22 protein-coding genes are annotated in these 22,112 nt (G+C 66.2%); 18 read left to right on the top strand and 4 right to left on the bottom strand.

All coding sequences use genetic code 11. The features are described 5' to 3' along the window. Nucleotides 1-362, bottom strand: a 362-nt coding sequence (locus tag A5784_RS26320; protein ID WP_156750772.1) for an aldehyde dehydrogenase family protein, incomplete at its 3' end; no start/stop codon positions are given. Between the two features lie 61 nt (nt 363-423). On the opposite strand from A5784_RS26320, the gene A5784_RS26315 reads away from it, so the two are divergent. Then, a complete protein-coding gene (locus tag A5784_RS26315; RefSeq protein ID WP_064947786.1) occupies nt 424-2,427 on the top strand; it encodes a prolyl oligopeptidase family serine peptidase in 2,004 nt (667 codons plus the stop codon). Nucleotides 2,428-2,503: 76 nt separating this feature from the next. Then, entirely contained in the window at nt 2,504-3,232 is a 729-nt protein-coding gene (locus A5784_RS26310; RefSeq protein ID WP_064947785.1) for a gamma-glutamyl-gamma-aminobutyrate hydrolase family protein, read from the top strand. Between the two features lie 4 nt (nt 3,233-3,236). On the opposite strand, the gene A5784_RS26305 is transcribed toward A5784_RS26310, so the two are convergent. Further along, on the bottom strand, nt 3,237-3,758 hold the full coding sequence (locus tag A5784_RS26305) for a MarR family winged helix-turn-helix transcriptional regulator (RefSeq protein ID WP_064947784.1): 522 nt from the start codon (nt 3,756-3,758) through the stop codon (nt 3,237-3,239). 120 nt (nt 3,759-3,878) lie between these two features. Here A5784_RS26305 and A5784_RS26300 point away from each other — a divergent pair, with 120 nt between their 5' ends. The 4 genes from A5784_RS26300 to A5784_RS26285 are packed head-to-tail and all read left to right on the top strand — an operon-like array spanning nt 3,879 to nt 8,785. After that, complete coding sequence (locus A5784_RS26300) at nt 3,879-5,339, top strand: APC family permease (protein ID WP_064947783.1); 1,461 nt, start codon at nt 3,879-3,881, stop codon at nt 5,337-5,339. Between the two features lie 29 nt (nt 5,340-5,368). Then, nucleotides 5,369-6,721 (top strand): glutamine synthetase family protein, encoded by a 1,353-nt coding sequence (locus A5784_RS26295; protein ID WP_064947782.1) that lies wholly within the window; start codon nt 5,369-5,371, stop codon nt 6,719-6,721. A 28-nt stretch (nt 6,722-6,749) separates the two neighbouring features. Beyond that, on the top strand, nt 6,750-7,718 hold the full coding sequence (locus A5784_RS26290; RefSeq protein WP_064947781.1) for a PDR/VanB family oxidoreductase: 969 nt from the start codon (nt 6,750-6,752) through the stop codon (nt 7,716-7,718). A gap of 11 nt (nt 7,719-7,729) precedes the next feature. Further along, a complete protein-coding gene (locus A5784_RS26285) occupies nt 7,730-8,785 on the top strand; it encodes an aromatic ring-hydroxylating dioxygenase subunit alpha (RefSeq protein WP_156750771.1) in 1,056 nt (351 codons plus the stop codon). An 83-nt stretch (nt 8,786-8,868) separates the two neighbouring features. On the opposite strand, the gene A5784_RS26280 is transcribed toward A5784_RS26285, so the two are convergent. Continuing rightward, on the bottom strand, nt 8,869-10,134 hold the full coding sequence (locus tag A5784_RS26280) for a cytochrome P450 (protein ID WP_064947779.1): 1,266 nt from the start codon (nt 10,132-10,134) through the stop codon (nt 8,869-8,871). Nucleotides 10,135-10,265: 131 nt separating this feature from the next. On the opposite strand from A5784_RS26280, the gene A5784_RS26275 reads away from it, so the two are divergent. The 12 genes from A5784_RS26275 (at nt 10,266) to A5784_RS26220 (ending at nt 21,219) form a co-directional block, all read left to right on the top strand. After that, a complete protein-coding gene (locus A5784_RS26275) occupies nt 10,266-11,081 on the top strand; it encodes an acetoacetate decarboxylase family protein (RefSeq protein WP_064947778.1) in 816 nt (271 codons plus the stop codon). Further along, nucleotides 11,078-12,562, top strand: coding sequence for an aldehyde dehydrogenase family protein (locus A5784_RS26270; RefSeq protein WP_064947777.1), 1,485 nt, complete (start codon nt 11,078-11,080; stop codon nt 12,560-12,562). The genes A5784_RS26275 and A5784_RS26270 overlap by 4 nt, the downstream gene beginning before the upstream one ends. Continuing rightward, nucleotides 12,562-13,515, top strand: coding sequence for a DODA-type extradiol aromatic ring-opening family dioxygenase (locus A5784_RS26265; RefSeq protein ID WP_064947776.1), 954 nt, complete (start codon nt 12,562-12,564; stop codon nt 13,513-13,515). Before A5784_RS26270 ends, A5784_RS26265 begins: the two co-directional genes overlap by 1 nt. A gap of 25 nt (nt 13,516-13,540) precedes the next feature. Continuing rightward, entirely contained in the window at nt 13,541-14,404 is an 864-nt protein-coding gene (locus A5784_RS26260; RefSeq protein ID WP_064947775.1) for a fumarylacetoacetate hydrolase family protein, read from the top strand. A gap of 4 nt (nt 14,405-14,408) precedes the next feature. Next, the gene (locus tag A5784_RS26255; RefSeq protein WP_197514873.1) at nt 14,409-15,347 is read left to right on the top strand and encodes a TIGR03619 family F420-dependent LLM class oxidoreductase; all 939 of its coding nucleotides are present in this window, start codon (nt 14,409-14,411) and stop codon (nt 15,345-15,347) included. After that, the gene (locus A5784_RS26250; protein ID WP_064947773.1) at nt 15,347-16,063 is read left to right on the top strand and encodes a type 1 glutamine amidotransferase; all 717 of its coding nucleotides are present in this window, start codon (nt 15,347-15,349) and stop codon (nt 16,061-16,063) included. The genes A5784_RS26255 and A5784_RS26250 overlap by 1 nt, the downstream gene beginning before the upstream one ends. Beyond that, the gene (locus A5784_RS26245) at nt 16,060-16,860 is read left to right on the top strand and encodes an SDR family NAD(P)-dependent oxidoreductase (protein ID WP_064947772.1); all 801 of its coding nucleotides are present in this window, start codon (nt 16,060-16,062) and stop codon (nt 16,858-16,860) included. Before A5784_RS26250 ends, A5784_RS26245 begins: the two co-directional genes overlap by 4 nt. 25 nt (nt 16,861-16,885) lie before the next feature. Then, nucleotides 16,886-18,340 carry an APC family permease gene (locus A5784_RS26240; protein ID WP_064947771.1) on the top strand — a complete coding sequence of 485 codons (1,455 nt, stop codon included), beginning with the start codon at nt 16,886-16,888 and terminating at the stop codon, nt 18,338-18,340. Nucleotides 18,341-18,434: 94 nt separating this feature from the next. Beyond that, nucleotides 18,435-19,565, top strand: coding sequence for an MBL fold metallo-hydrolase (locus tag A5784_RS26235; protein WP_232006246.1), 1,131 nt, complete (start codon nt 18,435-18,437; stop codon nt 19,563-19,565). Nucleotides 19,566-19,595: 30 nt separating this feature from the next. Next, the gene (locus A5784_RS26230; protein ID WP_232006245.1) at nt 19,596-19,862 is read left to right on the top strand and encodes a hypothetical protein; all 267 of its coding nucleotides are present in this window, start codon (nt 19,596-19,598) and stop codon (nt 19,860-19,862) included. Between the two features lie 31 nt (nt 19,863-19,893). Next, nucleotides 19,894-20,793, top strand: coding sequence for a crotonase/enoyl-CoA hydratase family protein (locus A5784_RS26225; protein ID WP_064947768.1), 900 nt, complete (start codon nt 19,894-19,896; stop codon nt 20,791-20,793). An 18-nt stretch (nt 20,794-20,811) separates the two neighbouring features. After that, entirely contained in the window at nt 20,812-21,219 is a 408-nt protein-coding gene (locus A5784_RS26220; protein ID WP_064947767.1) for a DUF1622 domain-containing protein, read from the top strand. Nucleotides 21,220-21,229: 10 nt separating this feature from the next. Here the strand turns inward: A5784_RS26220 and A5784_RS26215 are convergent, their stop codons facing one another. Continuing rightward, the gene (locus A5784_RS26215) at nt 21,230-22,084 is read right to left on the bottom strand and encodes a hypothetical protein (protein ID WP_064947766.1); all 855 of its coding nucleotides are present in this window, start codon (nt 22,082-22,084) and stop codon (nt 21,230-21,232) included. Between the last annotated feature and the right edge of the window lie 28 nt (nt 22,085-22,112).

Genomic DNA, 22,112 nt, shown 5'->3' with positions numbered 1-22,112 from the left:
AACGGGATATCGGCGTTGAGCGTCTCGCGGATCGGCTTGCCGTTGTCCCACGACTCGGCCAGCGCGATGGCCTCGAGGTTGGCCTCGATGCGGTCGGCGATCTTGTTGAGGATCACCGCACGTTCGGCGGGCGCCGTCTTGCCCCACGCGGGTGCGGCCGCATGCGCGGCGTCGAGCGCCTTCTCGACGTCAGCCTCGGTGGACCGCGGGATCTCGCAGAACACCTGCCCGGTGACCGGTGTCGGATTCTCGAAATAGGCGCCACCGGCCGGGGCAACCCACTCCCCACCGATGTAATTGCCGTAGCGAGACTCGAAGGACATCAGGGCGTCGGCGGCCCCCGGGCGCGAAAACACTGTCATGACGGACTCCTCGTGAGCGGTGTAACACAGCTCACATTACGCGCGCGGGCACAATGTTGAGGTGGCAAACGACCCGTACCTGTGGCTCGAGGACATCACCGGCGACGACGCCCTGGATTGGGTTCGTGCGCACAACGACGCGACTGTGGCGGCGCTCAGTGGCGACCGGTTCGACGAGCTGCGCGATGAGGTCCTCGAGGTACTCGACACCGACGCACGCATTCCGTACGTGGGTCGCCGCGGTGAGTACCTCTACAACTTCTGGCGCGACGAAGCCAACCCGCGTGGGATCTGGCGCCGCACCACACTGGACAGCTACCGCACCGATGAGCCCGACTGGGACGTGATCATCGACCTCGACGAGCTTGCGCGCACCGAGGACGAGAACTGGGTGTGGGCCGGCCCCGAGGTCATCGAGCCCGAGCACACCCTGGCGTTGATCAGCCTGTCGCGTGGCGGCGCGGATGCCACGGTGGTGCGTGAATTCGACATGCGCACCAAGGAATTCGTCGTGGGCGGCTTTGAGCTGCCGGAAGCCAAGTCCTCGGTGACGTGGGAAGACGAGAACACCGTGCTGGTGTGCACGGACTTCGGCGAAGGGTCGATGACCGAATCCGGTTACCCGCGGATCGCCAAGCGCTGGCGCCGCGGCGAGCCGCTGGAGAACGCCGAGACGGTGTTCGAGGCCGAGCCGACCGATATCCGCGTGATCGCCAGCGTGGACCGGACACCCGGATTCGAGCACACCCGCGTCGGCCGCTACACCGACTTCTACAACAAGCTGCGCTACGAGGTCCGCGACGGCGAGCTGACCCTCATCGACGTCCCTACCGACGCGACCACATCGACTCACCGTGAGTGGATGCTGATCTCACTGCGCAACGACTGGGAGGTCGGCGGCGTCACGTACCCGGCGGGCAGCTTGCTGGTCACCAAGTTCGACGAATTCCTTTCCGGCACAGGCGAACTGACCACAGTCTACGAGCCTGACGAGCACAGCTGCCTATCCGAGGCCAGCTGGACCAAGGACAAACTGGTGCTGGTCACGCGCCGTGACGTCGCCAGCCACATCGAGATCGTCACGCCAGGGACCTGGGACCGTGTGGACGCGCCGGGCATCCCGGTGGGCGATGAGACCGTCGTCGTCGAAACCGATCCGCTCGGCGACGAGATTTTCTACGACTCAAGTGGTTTCACGACTCCGTCGCGACTGTTGCACGGAACCGCAGGTGGCTCGCTACAGAAACTCAAATCCGCACCGGCGTTTTTCGACGCCGACGGCATCGACGTCGGCCAGTATTTCGCGACCTCGGCCGACGGCACCGCGATCCCCTATTACGTGGTCGGTCAGCGCTCGACGCCAAGCCCGACCTACCTCTACGGCTACGGCGGCTTCCAAAATTCGTTGACCCCTGGCTATTCCGGCGGTATCGGCCGGGCCTGGCTGGCGCGCGGCGGCACCTTCGTCTCGGCCAACATCCGCGGCGGCGGGGAGTACGGGCCACGCTGGCACACCCAGGCGATGCGGGAAAACCGCCATCTCGTCTACGAGGACTTCGCCGCCGTGGCAGCCGATCTGGTGCGGCGCGGCATCACGACCGTCGATCAGCTCGGCGCGGCGGGCGGCAGCAACGGCGGCCTGCTCATGGGCGTCATGCTGACGCAGTATCCGGAGTTGTTCGGCGCCCTGGTGTGCAGCGTGCCGCTGCTGGACATGAAGCGCTACCACCTGCTGCTGGCCGGGGCGTCCTGGGTGGCCGAATACGGCGACCCCGACGATCCCGCCGATTGGGAGTTCATCTCGAAATACTCGCCGTACCAGAATATTTCGGATGACCGCCGCTACCCGCCGATCCTCATCACCACCTCGACGCGCGACGACCGCGTGCATCCAGGGCATGCCCGCAAGATGACCGCAGCCCTGGAAGCCGCAGGGCATGACGTGACGTACTACGAGAACATCGAGGGTGGACACGGCGGCGCCGCGGACAACAAGCAGGCCGCGTTCAAGGCTGCGCTGACCTACGAGTTCCTGTGGCGGAAGCTGGGCGGCACGAAGGGCTGACCCCGCACCCCTTGGCGGGACGCACCCGGACCAGGTATCGTTCGGACGCGAACAATACCTCCCGACAGGAGTCTCCGTGCGCGTCAGGCGTCCGATCATTGCGATCCCGGCCCGGTTCTCCGCATCGGCCTCGGCCTTGCGGTACGGCGCCGAGGTCATGTCCCGCAAGATTGTCGAATCCGTCTACGCCGCAGGCGGCGAACCCGTCGTCATCCACCCGTACGCACCCGGCGGCCAGATCGGTGATGCGGAGGTCGCCGAGCGGTTGTGGTTCGCCGAAGGCGTGCTGCTGCCGGGCGGGGGAGACATCGCCTCACACCGGTACGGCGCCGTGCCGAATCCTTCCGCCTACGATGTCGACGACGAGCAGGATGCCTTCGATCTGGCGGTCGCCCGGGTGGCCCTGCAGCGCCGGCTTCCCCTGCTGGCGATCTGTCGAGGCAGCCAGATCGTCAACGTCGCGCTCGGCGGGGACCTGATTCAAGACATGGACGACGCCGGCGGCAACCACCGTCACGTGACCCACCCGGTCAAGGTCACGCCGGGCACGTTGATCGCCGACCTCATCGGCAGCGGGCCCACCATCTCGTGCTATCACCATCAATGCATAGGCCTGCTGGGCAACGGGTTACGAGCCACCGCGCGCGCCGCCGACGACGTCATCGAAGCCGTGGAACTCGAGACGCACGACGGCTGGTACGTCGGCGTGCAATGGCATCCGGAGGACACCGCCGACACGGATCCGGCGCAGGCCGCGCTGTTTTCGGCGTTGGTCTCGGCGGCCCGTGACCGGGTGCCGGCCTGAGACGTCAGGCGGTCTCGTCGCCGGTCTGATCCACCGCCTCGACGTGCGTGATCAGATCCCGCAGAGTGCGGGTGAACGTCTGGATCTGACGGCCGGACAGGCTCGCGACCAATTCCGACTCCACACTGTTGAACTCCGGGTAGATCTTTCGCATGAGGTGGACGCCGGTTTCGGTGAGCCTGAGCCGCACCAACCGCCGGTCGTTCTTGTCCCCTTCGCGCAGCATCAGGCCGCGGCCCTCCAGGGTCTTGACGACACCGGTGAGCGTGGCTTTCGAGATGTCTGCAGATTCCGCGACATGACGCGCTTCCATACCATCCCAGATCCACACCACCCACAGCACCACGAAGCCGGTCCACGTGATGTCATGTTTGCGCAACACCCGATTGGTCAGTTCCTGCCGGACGGCGTTTGCCGCGCGGAAGAGATTCGACAACGCGTGCGCCGCGGTGAAATCCAGCGACAGCGAACCGACGTGGTCGGTCATCGCCTTCTCGGTTTCGGCGAGGGTGTGGCGGTCCGGCATGAGCCAAACGTTACCTGGGATCCGGATACCTGGGAATTAGCCTCAACCTCTTGACATAGTAGTTCGTACCCGTACGATTCAATTCGTTCGTTCCCGAACGATACCACGAGAGGTCACGCAATGACGCCGACAGAACAGTCGATTGCCCCGGTAGATGTGACCTTGCAACGACGTTCGCTCGGTGTGCCCGATGTCGTCTTCTTCGTGGTGGCTGCTTCGGCGCCGCTGACCGTCGTGGCGGGCGGGGTCCCGACGAGCTTTGCCGTGACCAAAGTGCTGGGGATACCGCTGGTCTACGTTCTGGTGGCCGCCACGCTGCTGATCTTCGCCGTCGGCTACGCGGCCATGAGCCGCCATGTCGCCAATGCCGGCGCCTTCTACTCTTATGTCGCCAAAGGACTCGGCCGAACCTGGGGCGTGGCAGCCGCGTTGATCGCCCTGGTCGCCTACAACGCGATGCAGGTGGGGATCTACGGCTTGTTCGGCTTCGCGGCCGCCGGCGCACTGCACCAGTTCCTCGGGGTGTCCGTCGCGTGGTGGGTGCCCGTGCTGATCACGGTGGTCGTGGTCGGGATCCTCGGCGTGCTGCAGGTCGATCTCAACGCCCGGGTGCTCGGTTTCTTCCTGGTCGCAGAATCTGTGGTCGTGCTGGTCTTCGACATCGCCGGGATCGCCAGGCCCGCAGAGGGCATCTCGTTTCACGCGTTGATGCCCAGCTCGCTCACCGGTGGCGCATTGGGCGCGGCGTTCTGTTTCGTGGTCGCATCGTTCGTCGGATTCGAATCCGCGGCGATCTACGGCGAGGAGTGCAAAGACCCCGGCCGCACAGTGGCCCGCTCGACCTACGTGGCTGTCACGCTGATCGGGGTGTTCTACGCATTCTCGGCGTGGGCCATGACCGTCGCAGTCGGGCCGAGTTCGGTGATCGACACGTCTGTCGAACTCGGGCCAGGACTGCTCTTCGAGTTCAGTGCACGCAATGTCGGCGGCTGGTTCTCCGATGTCGCCACGGTCCTGTTCGTCACCAGCCTGTTCGCTGCGCTGCTCTCCTTCCACAACGCGGTGGCCCGGTACTTCTTCTCACTCGGACGCGAGGGCGTGCTGCCCCGCAGGCTCGCGATGGTCAACCCCCGTACCGGCGCACCGATAGCCGGCTCGGTCGCCCAGACCACACTGGCGGCCGTCCTGGTCGTGGTGTTCGCCATCGCCGGAAAAGACCCCGTGCTCGCCCTGTTCACCTGGCTCACCAACGTCGGCGCACTCGGCGTCATCCTTCTTATGGCGCTGACCTCGGTTTCGGTTGTGGTCTATCTGCTGCGCCACCGCAGCGTGACCGAGTCGAACATGGCGCACGAGCTGGCCGGCGCGGTCGCGGCGATCGCGTTGTTCGCGATGTTCATCCTGGCCGTGGTGAATTTCGATGCACTGGTGGGCACCACGCCGGATGATGCACTCAACTGGGTCCTACCCGGCATCGTTGTCGCCGCTGGTCTCATCGGAATCGGATACGGCGAGTGGCTGCGACGCCGTCAGCCCGCAGTACACGCGGCCATCGGCTCCGGCGGACCCGCCGAGGCCTGAATCCCAACAACACAAGGGAGAGCAACAGCGTGGGGCACTTCGACGAGAGCGGCCTGTACAAGGTCGCCGAACAGCTCACCGCCGACGGCATCGACGTCGTGCGGCTGGGCTACGCCGACCTGATCGGTACCGAACGCGGCCGCGACCTGCTGGTGAGCCGGTTCGGCAGGACCGTGGGCGACGGTGTCGCTTTCTGTCGTTCGGTATACGGCACATCGCCGCTCGGCGATGTCGTCGACATCGAGGGCGGATTGTCGGCCGGCCTGCCCGACATCGTCGCGTTTCCCGACCTGGCGACGGTGCAGCCGGTGCCGTGGGAACCCGGGGTGGCGCACGTGATCGCCGATGTCTTCAATCCCGATGGATCACCGTCGGAGGAAAGCCCGCGAGCCGTGTTGCGCCGGGTCGTCGAGAAGTTCGCCGAGTTGGGGATGCGACCGATGATCGGCCCGGAGTTGGAGTTCTACGTCCTCGAGCCCGACGCGACGGACCCTCGGGGCTGGCGTCGCTATGGCGAAGGCACCGGAAACGTCTACGTGGCAGGTCTCAAAGGGGACCCCGAGAACACACTGCTGGCCTCCCTGCGCCAGCTCGCCGCGTACGGCATCGATGTGGTGGCCGCCAACCACGAGTTCTCCAGCGGTCAGTTCGAGATCAACCTGTGGCACTCCGAGGCGCTCGACGCGGGCGACCGGGCCTTCCGCTTCAAGTGCGGGGTCCAGGAGTTGGCCCGCCGCGGAGGCAAGATGGCGACCTTCATGGCCAAGCCGTTCAACGACGAGGGCGGCTCCGGGTTCCACATCCACTTCTCCACGCTCGATGACAACGACAAGCCTCTCTTCGACGACCCGAACGGGGCCGACGGCCTGTCGGACATCGCCCGCTCGGCGATCGCAGGCGTACTGGCCCACGCACCGGCGCTGGCCGCGCTGCATAACCCGACGATCAACTCCTACAAGCGATTCGGGCCAGACACCCTGGCACCCTGGCTGATCGACTGGGGTTTGGACAACCGCAGCGCGATGGTGCGGATCCCGCCCGAACGCGGTCGCGCGTCCCGCATGGAACTGCGGCTCGGTGACGCGTCGGCCAATCCGTATCTGGCCATCGCGAGCCTGCTCGCCGCGGCCTATCTCGGTATCCGCGACGGCCTGCAGCCGCCCGCCAAGCTCGAGGGCTACGGGTACGACACCAGCAAGGCCGACTTGTTGCCCGGAGACCTCGCGACTTCGATCGATGCGTTGGAGAAAGACCACGACATCGCCGAAATGCTGGGCCCCGCCTTTGTTTCCGCGTTCGTAGCCTACAAGCGCAACGAACTCCAGCGGTTCGGCCAGTACATCACGGACTGGGAGTTCCGCGAGTACGCCTATCACCTGTGATCGCCGATCTTTTAGTCAGAGGACAACGATGACAACCCCAACCATCGTGCGCGAGTTCGAAGCCGATCTGGTCGTGACGGATTTCCACGTGGCGGCCGACGACGTGGTGGCCCTCACCCTGGCAGCGCCCGACGGCTCCGCACTGCCACCGTGGACGCCGGGCGCCCACGTCGACCTGGTGCTCGGCGCCGATCTCGTCCGGCAGTACTCGCTGTGCAGCAGCCCGGGTGACCGGTCCGCGTGGCGGCTGGGCATCCTGCGGACCCCGGACAGCCGCGGCGGATCCAAGGCCGTGCACTCCGATCTGCACAATGGCGCCACAGTACGAGTTCGCGGCCCGCGCAACCACTTTCCCCTCGTCGCAGCCGGCAGCTACCTGTTCATCGCCGGCGGCATCGGCATCACGCCGATGCTTCCGATGATCGCCGAAGCCGACGCGGCCGGAGCGGATTGGCACCTGCTCTACGGTGGGCGGACGCGGGCGTCCATGGCATTCGTGGACGAGCTGGCGCCCTACGCCGACCACGTCACCCTGGTGCCGCAGGACGAATCCGGAATCCTCGACCTGGACGCCGCGCTGCGTGAGCCGCGCGAGGGCACCCTGGTGTATGCGTGTGGGCCGACGGGCCTGCTCGACGCTGTCGAACAACGTTGTGCGACATGGCCTTCCGGCAGCCTTCATCTCGAACGGTTCACTGCCAAAGAGCCTGCGGCCGGGTCGGCGGGCAACACCGAATTCGAACTCATGCTGCAACGCTCGGGGATGACGCTCACCGTTCCGCCCGACAAATCGGTTTTCGAGGTGTGCAAGGCCGCAGGTGTCGGCGTCGTCGGTTCGTGCCTCGAAGGTATCTGCGGAACCTGCGAGACAGAAGTGGTCGACGGCGACGTGGACCACCGCGACTCGATCCTCAACGACGAGGAGCGAGAAGCGAACGAGTACATGATGATCTGCGTGTCCCGCTGCCGTTCCGCCCGGCTCACGCTGGACCTGTGAGAGGAGTGGTGATGAAAGCTGCGACGAAACCGCTGCAACGGCTCGGAGTGACCGCAACAGGCTACCCGCGCAACGCGTGGTACGCCCTGGCCGCCTCGGACGAGGTCAGCGATGTCCCGTTCGGAACCCGCGCCCTCGAACGCCCGGTGGTGCTGTTCCGGGTGTCCGACGGATCGGTGGTGGCACTGGCCGATCGTGATGCGCACCGGCCGTATCCGCTGAGCCTCGGCCGCGTGCAGGGCGACACCATCGTGTCCGGGTATTCGGGCTTCGCCTATGACCGCGACGGAAATTGTGTGCGGGTGCCGACACAGCCGCAGATTCCGTACGGCGCTCAGGTGCCCTGCTACCCCGCACGCGAGCACGACGGACTGGTGTGGGTGTGGCTGGGCGAACCGTCACTGGCCGACCGCAGACCGCCGGAACCCACACCGTGGCTGTCCGATCCGGCGTGGACGACGTTCGGCGGTCAATGGGAGACGGCAGCGCACATCGAGTTGCTGCTGGAGAATTTCGCCGACATCACCCACGTCGCGGTGGTCGATCCGGTCATTTCGCCACCGGCCCTGGCGGCCACTGTGGCCCCTCCGCTGGAGGTGCAACTCACCGAGACCACGGTGACGTTCCGGCGGGACTGGCCGCCCGCGCCGATGCCGGCCTGGCAGGCCGAAATCACAGGCGTCTCGGCGACGAAGCCGTGCCCGCAGCGCGAGCAAGGCGCTTTCCTGTCTCCGGGTCTGTGGGCCGACAGATGGGATTGCCACCTGACCGAAAGTGACGGTGGTACACAAACTTTCCTGTTCACTCACGCGATCACGCCGGTGGATGCCGGCACCACGCGGCACATCTGGCGGGTGAGTCGCAACTTCGCTGCGGGCGAGGCGGCCACCGAAGCGATGCGGCCGATCTTCGAGGGCTATTACCGTCGCGTGCAACAGATTCTGCAGACCATGCAACACGTCATCGACACCGACGGGTACGGCGACGAGGTCAGCGTGGCGGCCGATGTCGCGGCCCTGCAGGTCCGCAAGATCATGCGCAGGCTGGTCGCCGACGAGGGGCTCTGACCGCGCGCATTTGCGCAGAAATGGCATTCCGGCAGCACTTGTTCGAGTAAGTGCTGCCGGAATGCCTTTTCTGCGAATAGAACTCAGGTAGTGGTGACCTTGACGGGCAGCGTCTTGATTCCGTTGACGAAATTGCTGCGGACGCGGCGCACGTCTCCGGCGAGCTCGATCGAGCTGAGTCGCGGGATCAGCTCCTCGAACATGAGCCGCACCTCCATGCGGGCCAGATTGTTGCCCAGGCACAGGTGCGGACTGCCCTTACCGAAGGTGACGTGATTGATGTCGGTGCGGGTGACGTCGAAGTCGTAAGGGTTCTCGAACACCGTATCGTCGCGGTTGCCCGAGGCGAACCACATGACGACCTTGTCGCCTTCCTTGATCTCCTTGCCGCCGAGCTCGACGTCGCGCGTCGCGGTGCGCCGGAAGTGGTACACGGGCGAGGCCCAGCGCAGGAATTCCTCGGTGGCCGACGGGATCAGCTCGGGCTGCTGCTGCAGCAGGCGCAGCTGATCCTGGTGCTCGATGAGCGCCAGCATGGTGTGGCTGATGGTGTGCCGGGTGGTTTCGTTGCCCGCGACTACCAGCAGCAGGAAGTAGTTGTCGAAGTCGGTGGCCGACAAGGCGTTACCGTCTTCAGGGATCTTGTTGACCAACATGCTGACCAGGTCGGTGCCGGACCCGCCGCGACGCTCGGCGGCCAGCTTGCGCCCGTATTCGAACACCTCGATCGAGGCGGGCGAACTGAACGGCAGGTGCTTGTACTTGGCGGTCTCGGGGTCTCCGAGCAAGTGGTCGCTGTAGTCCGGATCGGTGTTGCCGATGATCTCGTTGCCCCAGTCGATGAGCTGGCCCGTGTGCTCGTCGGGCACGTCGAGCAGCCGGGCGAGCACCTGGATCGGGAAGTCTGCGCTGACCTCCTTGACGAAGTCGAACTCCCCCTTGGCCAGTGCGGCGTCGACGGTGGCCTTGGTCAGCCCGCGCAGGAATTCCTCGTAGTTGCGCATCAGGTTGCCCTGGCTGAACTCGCGCTGGATCAGCTTGCGCAGGGCCCGGTGCCGCAGGCCGTCGGTCTCCAGCATGGACCGGCGAATGTCCATCAGGTCGTCGTCGACTTCCTCGAGGTTGACGAACTTGGTGGACGTGAAAGTTTCGGCGTCCTTGTCGACGGCGCAGATGTCCTCATGCCGCGTGATCGCCCAAAACCCTTTGTTGGGAGCAGGTTCCGGGTTGAAATACACCGGCGCCTCCTCGCGGAGGGTGTCGAACATGCCCCACCCTTGGTTACGCGCAAAGCGGTCAAGGTCGGCAAGGTCGACGTCAGCAAGCGGAACGTGCGAGGGCTTCTCCACGACGTTTCTCCTCGGTTCGAGATATTGTTCGTACCCGAACGATAACGGTCGAAAACCTCCACCGCAAGGGTAGCCATTCGGACCCGAACAAGTTATCGTACGGATGCGAACGATCTCTCGACGGGAGCCACATGAACGATCAAAAGGGGTTCTTCTTCCCCCGCACGGCCACCGGCCGGTCCTCCATCATTCCCTCACCGCCGTGGTACTACTCCGGAGACCTGCTGACCGTGGAGTACCGGACCGACCCGGCCCGCGTTGCCGAGCTGCTGCCCGCACCGCTGGAACTCGCACCGGAAGACCCCGGTGCCGTCGCGCTGATCTGGGCCGACTGGCAGTCGTGCTCGGCATCGCGCGAAGAGTTGCTCGATCCGGTGCGTGCCCAGTACAAAGAGGCCTTCGTCGTCGTGCGCTGCGCGTTCGAGGGCGTCACCTACTCGCGCTGCGTCTACATCTGGGTGGACAAGGACTTCGCCATCGCGCGCGGCATACATCAGGGCTATCCCAAGAAACTCGGCTCGATGTGGCAGACCCGGCCGCACCCGTTCTCCCACGCCGCGCCTCAGGTGGCACCGGGCGGCGTCTTCGGCGCCAGCCTCGCAGCGGGTGACCGCCGGCTGGCACAGGCCGTGCTGACCCTGCGCGAGCAGTGCGAGACCAACGGGTTCGTCAACGGCCACCCCATGGCGCACCACCGGATCTATCCCGGCATCGCCAAGGGCGCTCCGGACAGCTATGCCGAGTTGATCGCGTCGGGTGCCAGCGAATTCGAGGGCGGACCGGCCTGGACGGGTGAGGTCGAGGTGGAGATCTTCGACTCCCCCACCGAGGAACTGTCCCGGTTACGCGTCGACGAGATCATCGGCGGCTACTACCGGCAGATCGGCGTCGTCTGGGACGGCGGACGCAGCCTGGCCGACCTGACCACCGCGGCGGCAACCCGATGAGCGTCGACCACGCCGACGTCGAGGACGTGCGCGTCGACACCCGGCACTGGATCGGCGGTCGGCGAGTCTCGTCTGACACCACGTTCACCGACATTTCCCCGATCGACGAACAACCCATAGCGCAGGTGCATGCCGGTGGCCAGGCAGAGGTCGACGCCGCCGTCGCCGCGGCTCGCGAGGCGTTCGCCGACTGGGCGGCGCTGCCGGTCAAGCAACGCGCCGATATCCTGCGCGCCGTCGCCGACGGCATCGACGCCCGGCGCGACGACCTCGCCCGCGTCGAGACCCGTGACAACGGCTCGCTGCTGCGCAGCCACCTGCGCGGGGTGATGCCGCGCGTCGCGATGAACTTCCGTTATTTCGCGGATCTCGCCGAGCGCATCACCCACCCCATCGATGAAGTCCGCGGACACCGTCAGCGCGTCAGCTTCGATCCCGCCGGCGTCGTCGCGATCATCACGCCGTGGAACGCCCCGCTCATGCTCGCCACCTGGCGGATCGGCCCCGCATTGGCAGCAGGCAACACCGTGGTGCTCAAACCACCGGAGTGGGCGCCGCTGACCGCATCTCTGCTGGCCGACATCGCGCACGAAGCCGGGCTACCGGCCGGGGTTTTCAACGTCGTGCAGGGCACCGGTACGGCTGCCGGCGCGCCGCTGACCCGGCACCCGGGCATCAACCGCCTGTCGTTCACCGGATCGGTGCCGACCGCGGGCGTCATCGCAGAGGCCGCGGCGAAGAACATCGTGCCGCTGTCGTTCGAGCTGGGCGGCAAGTCACCGCTGCTGATCTTCGACGATGCCGATCTGGACCTGGCCGTCGATCTCACGGTCGAGCAGTTCGACAACGCCGGTCAGGTATGCCTCGGCGCCTTCCGGGTGCTGGTGCACGAGAGCCTGCACGACGAATTCCTGAAGCGTGTGCTGGCCAAAGCGCAGACAGTCGTCCAGGGCGACCCGCGTGATCCGGCCACCGACGTCAGCGCCCTGGTCAGCCGTCCGCATTTCGAGCGGGTCTGCGGCTTCGTCGAGCGTGCGCTGGCCGATGGTGCCCGCGCTTTGCTCGGCGGCGGCCCCAACGACGACCTCGGCGGACTGTATTACCGGCCCACCATCCTCGTCGATGCCCGCCCGGGCAGCGAGATCCTCACCGAAGAGGTCTTCGGCCCGGTGCTGACCATCCAGACCTTCGCCGACGAGGAGGAGGGCATCGCGATGGCCAACAACACCCGATTCGGCCTGGCCGCCACCATGGTCACCGGGGATCCCGAACGCGCCGAACGGGTTTCGGCGCTGCTCAACGCGGGCACGGTGTGGGTCAACTGCTTCTTCGTCCGCGACCTCGGTGCCCCGTTCGGAGGCAACGGCAAATCGGGCATCGGCCGTGAGGGCGGCCCCTGGTCGTTCGACTTCTACTGCGATGTCAAGAACACGGTGTTCTCCCCGAACGGGTGGACCGCAGGCAACGGAGGCAATTCCTGATGGGCGAAGTCGTCGGCGCCGGACTGATCGCGCACGTACCGACCATCGTGCTGCCCGAGAAGACCCGGCGCGAACTCAACAACGGCGAGGACACCACGCTGGTGTCAGGCTTGCACCAGTTGCGCCGCGACGTGTTCGACCAGGTCGACTACGACACCGTCGTCGTCCTGGATTCACACTGGGCCACCACAGTCGAATTCGTCGTCACCGCCCACGAGCGCCGCACCGGACTGTTCACCTCCGAGGAACTGCCGCGCGGCATGAGCCGGCGGCCCTACGACATCGCCGGTGACCCGGGTCTCGCGCACCTCATCGCGAGCAAGGCCGAAGACCACAGCACCTGGATCACCGCGATCGACGACGATTCGTTGCCGATCTTCTACGCCACCACCAACGTGTGGGAGTTTCTCGGTCAGGGCCTGCCGGACAAGCGCTGGATCAGCATCGGGGTCTGCCAGACCGCCGACACCGAGGACAACCTGCGGCTGGGCCGCGCGCTGGGCGACGCCATCGCCGAGTCCGACCGCAAGGTGCTGCTGATCGCCTCCGGTGCGCTGTCGCACACGTTCTGGCCGTTGCGCCAGCTCCGCGATCACGAGGCGTCCGGAGCCGAGCACATCTTCACCCGCGAGGCCGCCGCGGCCGACGCCGAGCGGATGGCGTGGTTCGAAGCCGGCGACCACGCGCGGGTTCTCGACACCATGAACGAGTTCTACCGGTTCAAGCCCGAGGCCCGGTTCGGTCACTACCTGATGATGATCGGCGCCATCGGCGAGGGTGACTGCACCGCGACCGGTCGGCGCTACGGCGAGTACGAGAACTCCGTCGGCACCGGTCAGGTGCACTACTGGTTCGACCGCCCCGTCGGCGGCTTCCCTCGGCCGCGGCGCACCCCCACCGATCCCGACTACGTCCGCCAGAACGGCGGCCCCGAACTCACGGCAGCCGGCTGACCGGCCACGCCCAAGGAGCTGACGAATGACGCTACGCGAATACCGCCGAATTCTCTTGGACGGCAATGTTGTCGACGTTGTCCGCGATGGCGACACCCTGGTGGCCGGCGATGGCCGTACCGTGGCTGTCGCCGATGCAAGGCACCTTGCGCCGGTGACCCCGAGCAAGATCATCTGCGTCCACCTCAACTACTCCTCCCGCGTGAAGGAGTTGCTGACCAAACTGCCGCCTGCCCCGACGTATTTCCACAAGCCGGTGTCCTCGCTCAACGCGCACGATTCGGCCGTCGTCCGTCCGCGCGGCTGCAAGTGGCTCAACTACGAGGGCGAGGTGGGCATCGTCATCGGCCGCACCGCCCGCAACATCTCTCCCGCCGAGGCCGGTGACTACATCCGCGGCTACACCGTCGCCAATGACTATGGCCTGCACGATTTCCGCGATACCGACTCCGGTTCGATGCTGCGCGTCAAGGGCGCCGACACGCTGTGTCCGCTCGGCCCCGGCGTCGTCGAGGGCTGGGATTTCCGCGACAAGCGGATCCGGACCATCGTCAACGGTGAAGTCCGCCAGGACGGCAACACCGACGAGATGGAGTGGGACATGCACTATCTCGTCGCCGACATCGCCCGCACCATCACGCTGCAGCCCGGGGATGTCCTGCTTTCAGGCACCCCGGCCATCTCCCGCACCGTCTACCCCGGCGATGTCGTGGAGGTCGAGGTCGAAGGTCTCGGCGTGCTACGCAACCATATTGTCGAGGGCCCCACCGCGATTCGCAGCGATGTGGGCGCCCAGCCCACCGAGAGCGAAGAAGTGCTCTCCACTGCACAGGGTGGCGACTGGGAGTTCCGCGGCATCCGCAAACCCGACCTGTCGAACACCTTCTGAGCCGATGACGACCCCCAGGATGCTGCTGATCCTCAGCGAGAACTGGACTCTCACCGACGGCCGCAACCTCGGCGATCTCGTGCGGTGGGCACAGATCGCCGAGGATGCCGGGTTCGACTCGGTGATGATCTCCGAGCACATCGTGCTCGGGCCAGACGCCGGCGACAAGGGCGTGATGGCCAATCCACGCGCATATGCGTTGCCGGGCAACCAGGATCCGTTCACGCCGTGGCCCAACTCGCTCATGCTGTTGTCCGCGATGGCCTCGGTGACCAGCCGGATCCGACTGGTCGCCGCGGCCGTGCTGGCGCCGTTGCGGCACCCGCTGCTGCTGGCGCGTGAACTCGGCACCCTGGACCTGCTGTCCGAGGGGCGGCTGGTGGTGCAGCCCAGCGTCAGCTGGAGCCGCGACGAGTACGACGCGATGGGGGTGCCCTTCGCCGAGCGCGGCCGGATCCTCGACGAGCAACTGGCGGTGATGGATCTGGTGTTCCGCACCTCGCCCGCCGGCTATCATGGCCGTTACTTCTCCTTCGACGATATCTACTTGGAGCCCAAAGCTTTTCGTGATGACGGGCCGCGCATGTGGTTCGGCGGCCAGACCGCGCACGGGAAGGTGGTCGAGCGCCTGGTGCGCTACGGCCACGGCTTCCATCCGCTCGGCGCGCCCAGCGCCGACGACGTGCAGACGATCAGGACGGCGATGGCCTCGGCCGGCCGCGACCTGTCCGATCTGGAGATGGTCGGCGGTGTGCGGGTGGAGTTTCCCGATGACCACTCGTGCGCCGACATCGGTAAAGCCATGGATTCCGTCCCGGAGCAGCTGGAGCGGGGATTCACGACCATCTGCGTGAAACCGTCGATGTTCATCGACGACGCCGGTGAACTTCCCGCGTTCTGCGCCGACGTGATGCGCCGTGCCGACTCGATGGCGGTGCGCTGATGCCGCGGCTGCTGCAGATCGCGCACGATCACATCTCGCCTGCCGGCGCGGTCGCCGACCGTTTTGCCGTGCGCGGCTTCGACATCGACGAGCGGGTGGTGGTCCCGGCCGAGCAGCACCACGAACCCGGTGTCGAATTCGACTTCCCGGACCCTGCCGACTATGACGCGGTGCTAGTGCTCGGTGCGCCGTGGTCCACGTACGCCGCCGAGGTGGCCGGCTGGGTGCAGCCTGAGGTGGAATTGCTGCGCGAAGCCGACCGGATCGCAGTTCCGGTGCTCGGCATCTGCTTCGGCGGTCAGCTGCTGGCCACCGCGCACGGCGGCCTGGTACACAAGTCGCCGTTCCCCGAAATCGGTTGGCGGCCCGTGCACTCCGACGATCCCGTATTCGCCGGACCATGGTTCCAATGGCATTACGACCGCTGGGTGACGCCGCCGGACGCGATCGAGGTCGCCCGGAACGGCTCTGCCCCACAGGCATTCACGCTGCGCCGCAACCTCGCTCTCCAGTTCCACCCCGAGGTCGACAGCACGGTGCTCAAGGGCTGGCTGGCCTTCGGCGGGGACCGCGAGGCGGTGGCGGCGGGCCTGGATCCCGACGTGCTGCTCGCCCAGACCGAAGCCGCCGAAGCCGACGCCGCCGTGCGCGCGCGCCGACTGGTGGACACCTTCCTCGACCGTGTCGCGATCGCCGAACCGCGGGGACCCCGGTGAGAAGCGACCGCGTCGTCCTCGTCACCGGCGGCGGCACGGGAATCGGTGCGGCGGTGGCCGCCCAGCTCGCGGCGGCGGGCCACCGCGTGGCGATCTGCGGGCGTCGCGCCGAGCCGCTGGCACGGGTGGCAGAACAGACAGGCGCGCTCGCGATCGTCGCCGACGTCAGCGTGGCGACCGGCGTGAGCGATGTCGTCGAACAGACCCTCGCGGCGTTCGGCCGCATCGACGGCCTCGTGCTCAACCACGGGATCATCCGGGTGGGCCGGGTCGACGAATTGTCGGTCGAGGACTGGCAAGACACCCTGCAGGTCAATCTGACCGGACCGTTTCTGCTTGTCCGCGAGGCACTTCCGCATCTGTTGGCCGCGCGCGGTGCGGTGGTCGCGGTGTCCTCGGTCGCCGCGCTGCGGGCAAGCGAGGCGATGTCGGCGTACTCCGCGAGCAAGGCCGGGCTGATCTTGCTGACGCAATCGCTGGCCGTCGACCACGGTCCCGACGGGTTGCGCGCCAATGTTGTGTGCCCCGGTTGGACCGCCACCGAGATGGCCGACATGGAAATGGCGGAATTGGGGGAAACCAGGGGGATCTCGACCGCCGAGGCGTACCGGCTCGCGACGGCCATGGTGCCGCAGCGTCGCGCGGCCTCAGCCGACGAAGTGGCCGGTGCGGTGTGCTGGCTGTTGTCGGATGCCGCGTCGTACGTCAACGGCGCGGTGCTACCGGTCGACGGCGGCTCGTGCGTCGTCGATCCCGGAACGTTGGCACTCGATACCCGTGTGTCGATCGGGCTCTGATAAACCCCTTTTCGAAAGGACCGCCGTGAGCGAGATCAATACCCAGTTACGCCGCAATGCCCTCGGCGTCGCGGGCATCGTCTTCCTGGTCCTGGCGGCCGTCGCGCCGCTGACCGGCATCGTCGTGGTGGCGTCGCTGGTGATCGCCCTCGGCAACGGCGGCGGCGCTCCCGCATCGTTCTTCATCGTCGCAATTGTGTTGCTGCTCTTCGCCGTCGGCTATGCGCAGATGTCCAAGCAGCTGGTCAACGCAGGCGGGTTCTACGCCTTCGTCGTCAAGGGTCTCGGCCGCACCGGCGGCCTGATCGCGGGCTTCATCGCCACCCTCGGCTACAACTTCTTCGTGGTCGGCACTATCGGCACCAGTGGCTTCTTCATGCAGTTGGTGATCTCCGATCTGACCGGGTTCAACCTGCACTGGTACGTCTGGGGATTGGCATCGATCGTCGTGTCGTTCGTCATGGCGAGGCGCGGAGTGGATTTCAGCTCAAGGGTGCTCGGGGTCTCGCTGGTCCTCGAGACGACGATCCTGGTGGTCTTCGACATCTCGGTGCTGGTGCAGACCGGCTACGACGCTTCGGCATTCAGCCCCAGCACCGTGTTCTCCGGCTCGCTGCCCATCGGTCTGCTCTTGGCGGCCACCGGCTATCTCGGTTTCGAGGCGACCGCACTGTTCAGCGAGGAGGCGCGCAACCCCCTGCGCACCATCCCGCGGGCCACGTATATCGCGATTACCAGTATCGGCGTGATCCTCGGTGTCACCACATGGGCGGTGGTCAGTGCGACGGGCGTCGCGCAGGCACAAGAAACCGCCGTCGCCCACCTGCCCACCGGCGACCTCATCTTCAGCGTGGCGCAGAAGTATCTGGGCAGTGCGCTCACCGATGTCATGATGGTGCTGCTGTTGGTCAGCCTCTTCGCCGCGATGCTCGCCTTCCACAATTCGGCGACTCGCTATCTGTATGCGCTGGGCCGCGCGAAAGTGTTGCCGACGATCCTGGCGCGCACCCGATCCGGTGGCGCGCCACAGGTGGCAGGCATCGTGCAAGCTACATTCGCGGCCGTGGTTTCCGGCCTGTTCGCGCTGGCCGGCCTCGATCCGATCACCTCGCTGGTGCCCAGCATGCTCGGATTCGGCACCCTGAGCGTCATCGTGCTGCAGGTGCTGGCGGCGTTGTCGATCATCGTGTACTTCCGCCGCACGCGAGATCGCCGGATGTGGAGCACGTTCGTGGCACCGGGCATCGGATTCCTTGGCCTGCTGGCGATTTCGATCCTGGCGGTCGCGAACTTCGACATCGTCGCGGGGTCCGACGCGCTCGTGATCCGGCTCATGCCGCTGCTGCTGATCCTCGCGATCGTCGGCGGCGTGGGCTACGGGGCGTATCTGAAGACGTCGAAGCCCGCGGTGTACGCGGGCCTGGCGACCGACCTGGAGAAGTTCAACGTGCATGCCGACAACGACGTGACGGTCAACTGACCCGCCCAAATAACCGCTGCCGTGCCGTCTACGCGGACAGAAATCGGAGTTCCCCATGTGTGATTGCCTACCCAAGGCAATGAATCGCCGAGCGGTGTTGAAGTCTTCGGCACTCGCTTCGCTGCTGATCCCGATCACGGCTGCATGCGGCCACGACGATCGCCCCGACAGCGCAGGCCCTGGTCCGGCCGTCGAGATCACCAAGGCCGATCCGCCGAACGGCACCCGTCTGACGCTGCTGGGAACCGGCGGTGGACCACCGGCGGACTACGTACGCACCGGGATATCCTCAGCGCTGACCGTCGGAGGGCACACCTACGTGATCGACGCCGGCCGCAGCTCCGTCACCCAGTACCTACGTGCAGGCCTGGAATTCAAGTCCCTCGACAGCATCTTCATCACTCACCTACACGCTGACCACATTGCGGACTACTACAACTACTTCCTCCTCGGAGGCAACGTCACCAACGACTCCGGTGACAACCTCGCCGGGCCGGTGCACGTGTACGGACCCGGACCGGCAGGTGCGTTACCTTCGCCGGCCAAGGCGGGGGCCCCGACCGTCGACCCGGACGCTCCCACACCGGGCATCACCGAGCTCACGCAACGCCTCACTCAGGGCTACGCCTACAGCCACAACATCTTCATCCGCGAGACCGACATTCGTGACGTCAACACCCTCGCCGACGTGCACGACATCGTGATTCCACCGGTCGGGGCGAGCGCGCTGGGCACCACCGCGCCGCCGATGCAGCCATTTCCCGTCATGGAGGACGACCGGGTCAAGGTGACCGCCATCCTCGTCCCGCACGGACCTGTGTTCCCGTCGTTCGCATTCCGCTTCGACGCCGCGGATGGTTCGGTCGTCTTTTCCGGCGACACCGGCCCATCCGACAACATCGTCACGCTCGCCCGCGGCGCCGACGTCCTCGTCCACGAGGTGATCAACCTTCCCTTCTATGAGAAGACGGGGGTCCCACCCGCCCTGCTCGAGCATTTCGCCAAGGCGCACACGCCCGACACCCAAGTCGGCGCCATCGCACAGCGGGCGGGAGTCAAGACGCTGGTGCTGAGTCACCTCGTCCCTTCCAACCCGGAATGGGTCTCCGACGAGCAGTACACGAAGGTCGCTCAAACCGGGTTCGACGGAACGGTGATCGTCGGTAGGGATCTGATGAAGATCGACATCAGACACGGTGTAACACCGTCCCTCGTCGCCACATGATTGCCCCACCCAGGACCTATGATCACGCCGGTGGAGACGTTCCGCCGCTACCTCGTCATACAAGGGATGATGTTCGTCTTCGGCATCGTCGGACCGATCTTCCTCGTCATCTTCTTCGCCGTGCAGCCGGACCCCACGCTCAAATGGATGTACTGGGCAGGCCTGTTCATCACGACGGCCGACGTGCTCATCGCGCTGGCCATCACCGAGTCGACCCTCAACGAGGATCGGACGCCCGCCGACGTCCGCATCGCCGTGGGCCTGCAGAACTTCCGCAGGCGCCACGACGACTCTTGACTTGAGCGCCGAAGCTGACTCGACTGCTGGGATGGCCCACGAGTTCGAAACCCTCCTGTACCGGACGGCCGCGCCCGTCGCGACCATCACGCTGAACCGGCCCGAGCAGCTCAATACCATCGTCCCGCCCATGCCCGACGAGATCGAGAAGGCCATCGGGCTTGCCGAACGCGACCCGGACATCAAGGTGATCGTGCTGCGCGGCGCAGGCCGGGCGTTCTCCGGCGGCTACGACTTCGGTGGCGGTTTCCAGCACTGGGGCGAGGCGATGAACACCGACGGCCGGTGGGATCCCGGCAAGGATTTCGCGATGGTCAGCAGCCGCGAAACCGGGCCGACGCAGAAATTCATGGCCATCTGGCGAGCGTCCAAGCCGGTGATCGCCCAGGTGCACGGCTGGTGTGTGGGCGGGGCCAGTGACTACGCACTGTGCGCCGACATCGTGATCGCCAGCGACGACGCCGTCATCGGCACGCCCTATGCGCGGATGTGGGGCGCTTACCTGACCGGGATGTGGCTCTATCGGCTGAGTCTTGCCAAGGTGAAATGGCATTCGTTGACCGGTGAGCCGTTGACGGGCAAGGAAGCCGCCGCGGTCGAGCTGATCAACGAGTCGGTGCCGTTCGAGCAGCTGGAAACCAGGGTGGCCGAAGTGGCTGCGAAGCTGGCCCGGATTCCGTTGTCGCAGTTGCAGGCTCAGAAGCTCATCGTCAACCAGGCCTACGAGAACATGGGGTTGTCCTCCACCCAGACCCTCGGCGGCATACTCGACGGGTTGATGCGAAATACTCCCGAAGCGCTGCGGTTCATCGACACTGCAGCACAGCAGGGTGTGCGCACCGCGATCGAGCACCGCGACGGACCATGGGGCGATTACAGCCAGGCCCCGCCCGAGCGGCGGCCCGACCCGTCGCACGTCATCGAGCCGTGACTTTCGAAGGGATATCGAGTGCACGTACAGGAGTTCTTCGAACGGGCCACGACCACGTTTGAAGTGCTGGGCGTCTTGTCCATGGTGCTCGGCTTCCTGTTCGCGTTCATCCTGGCGCTCAGGTCGTGGCGGCGGACCGGCGACGGCAGCCGCGCATTCAAGACGCTGCGAGACTCGCTGGGCGGGGCGATCCTGCTCGGCCTGGAACTGCTCGTCGCGGCCGACATCGTCAAAACCGTCACCGCCACACCATCACTCACCGATGCCGCCGTGCTCGGCATGATCGTGCTCATCCGCACCGTGCTGAGCATCTCGATCGAGATCGAGGTCGACGGGGTGGCGCCGTGGCGCAAAGCCCTGACCACCGGACCGCAGGTGTTGGCCCGCACGGCCCGCGAATCCGGGCGCGTCGATCCGACCGCGTGAGCCTTGTCGGCTAACGGTCACTCGGGCGGCGACGCAGTCCGCCCAGCATCGCGACGATCACGCCGAACACCACCAGCCCGCCACCGACCGCCAGGGTCAGGTTGAGCCATTGGTGCAGGCTCGCGATGGCGTGGTTGACCATCGCGTCGGCGGCCTGCCGGATGTCACCGCTGGTGTGGTTGAGCGCGGTGTTGAGATACCGCCGAGCCGCCTCCAGCCCGGCCCAGCCGGCCGCGCCGACCAGAAGCGCTGAAACACCCAGCGCGGCAAGGGTTTTACCCCGGGACTTGGCGGCAGCCAGCGTCAGCAGGGCGAACACACCGGCCAATATCGTCGCCCCCACGCTGACCCACGGGCCCCACACGGCCAGCGGCCGGAGCTTGCCGGGCTGCAGTGCCTCGGGTGCCGATGCCGCAATCGGCACCGTAAGCGTCTGCGGCGGCTTGACGTTGAACTGCGACAGGGTCTCCTGAAACGACGAATCCGCCAGCATCGGAGCCAGGTCCACCACCCAGGAGCCGTTCTCGTCGCGCGACAGCTGGTTGGTGAACATCCAGGTGTGGGCGATCTCGTTGGCCTTCGCGAACTGGCCGGGGAACATCGGGCCTGCGGTGTAGGCGTTGGCCACGCCGCGGATCAGTGCCGCGTTCACCTCGGCGCCGTTCTTGGACGCCAACGTGCGCACCTGTGTGGTGAGCTCACCGGCCACCGCCTGCTGCAACTGCGGATCCTTCGCCGCGGCCGCCGCGAACGCCGAGTAACCCGCCTTGTCGACGATGTTCTTCTGGGCCCACGCCGTGGGCACTGCTACGGCGAGCAACACCGTCGTCAGCACCCACAGCAGCAGCGCCATCACGAACCGCACGCCGTCCTCCTCAACTCGGGACGGCCCA

Source organism: Mycobacterium sp. 852013-50091_SCH5140682 (assembly GCF_001665685.1).
Taxonomy (GTDB): Bacteria; Actinomycetota; Actinomycetes; order Mycobacteriales; family Mycobacteriaceae; genus Mycobacterium.
This window is presented reverse-complemented; position numbering and strand designations above follow the sequence as displayed.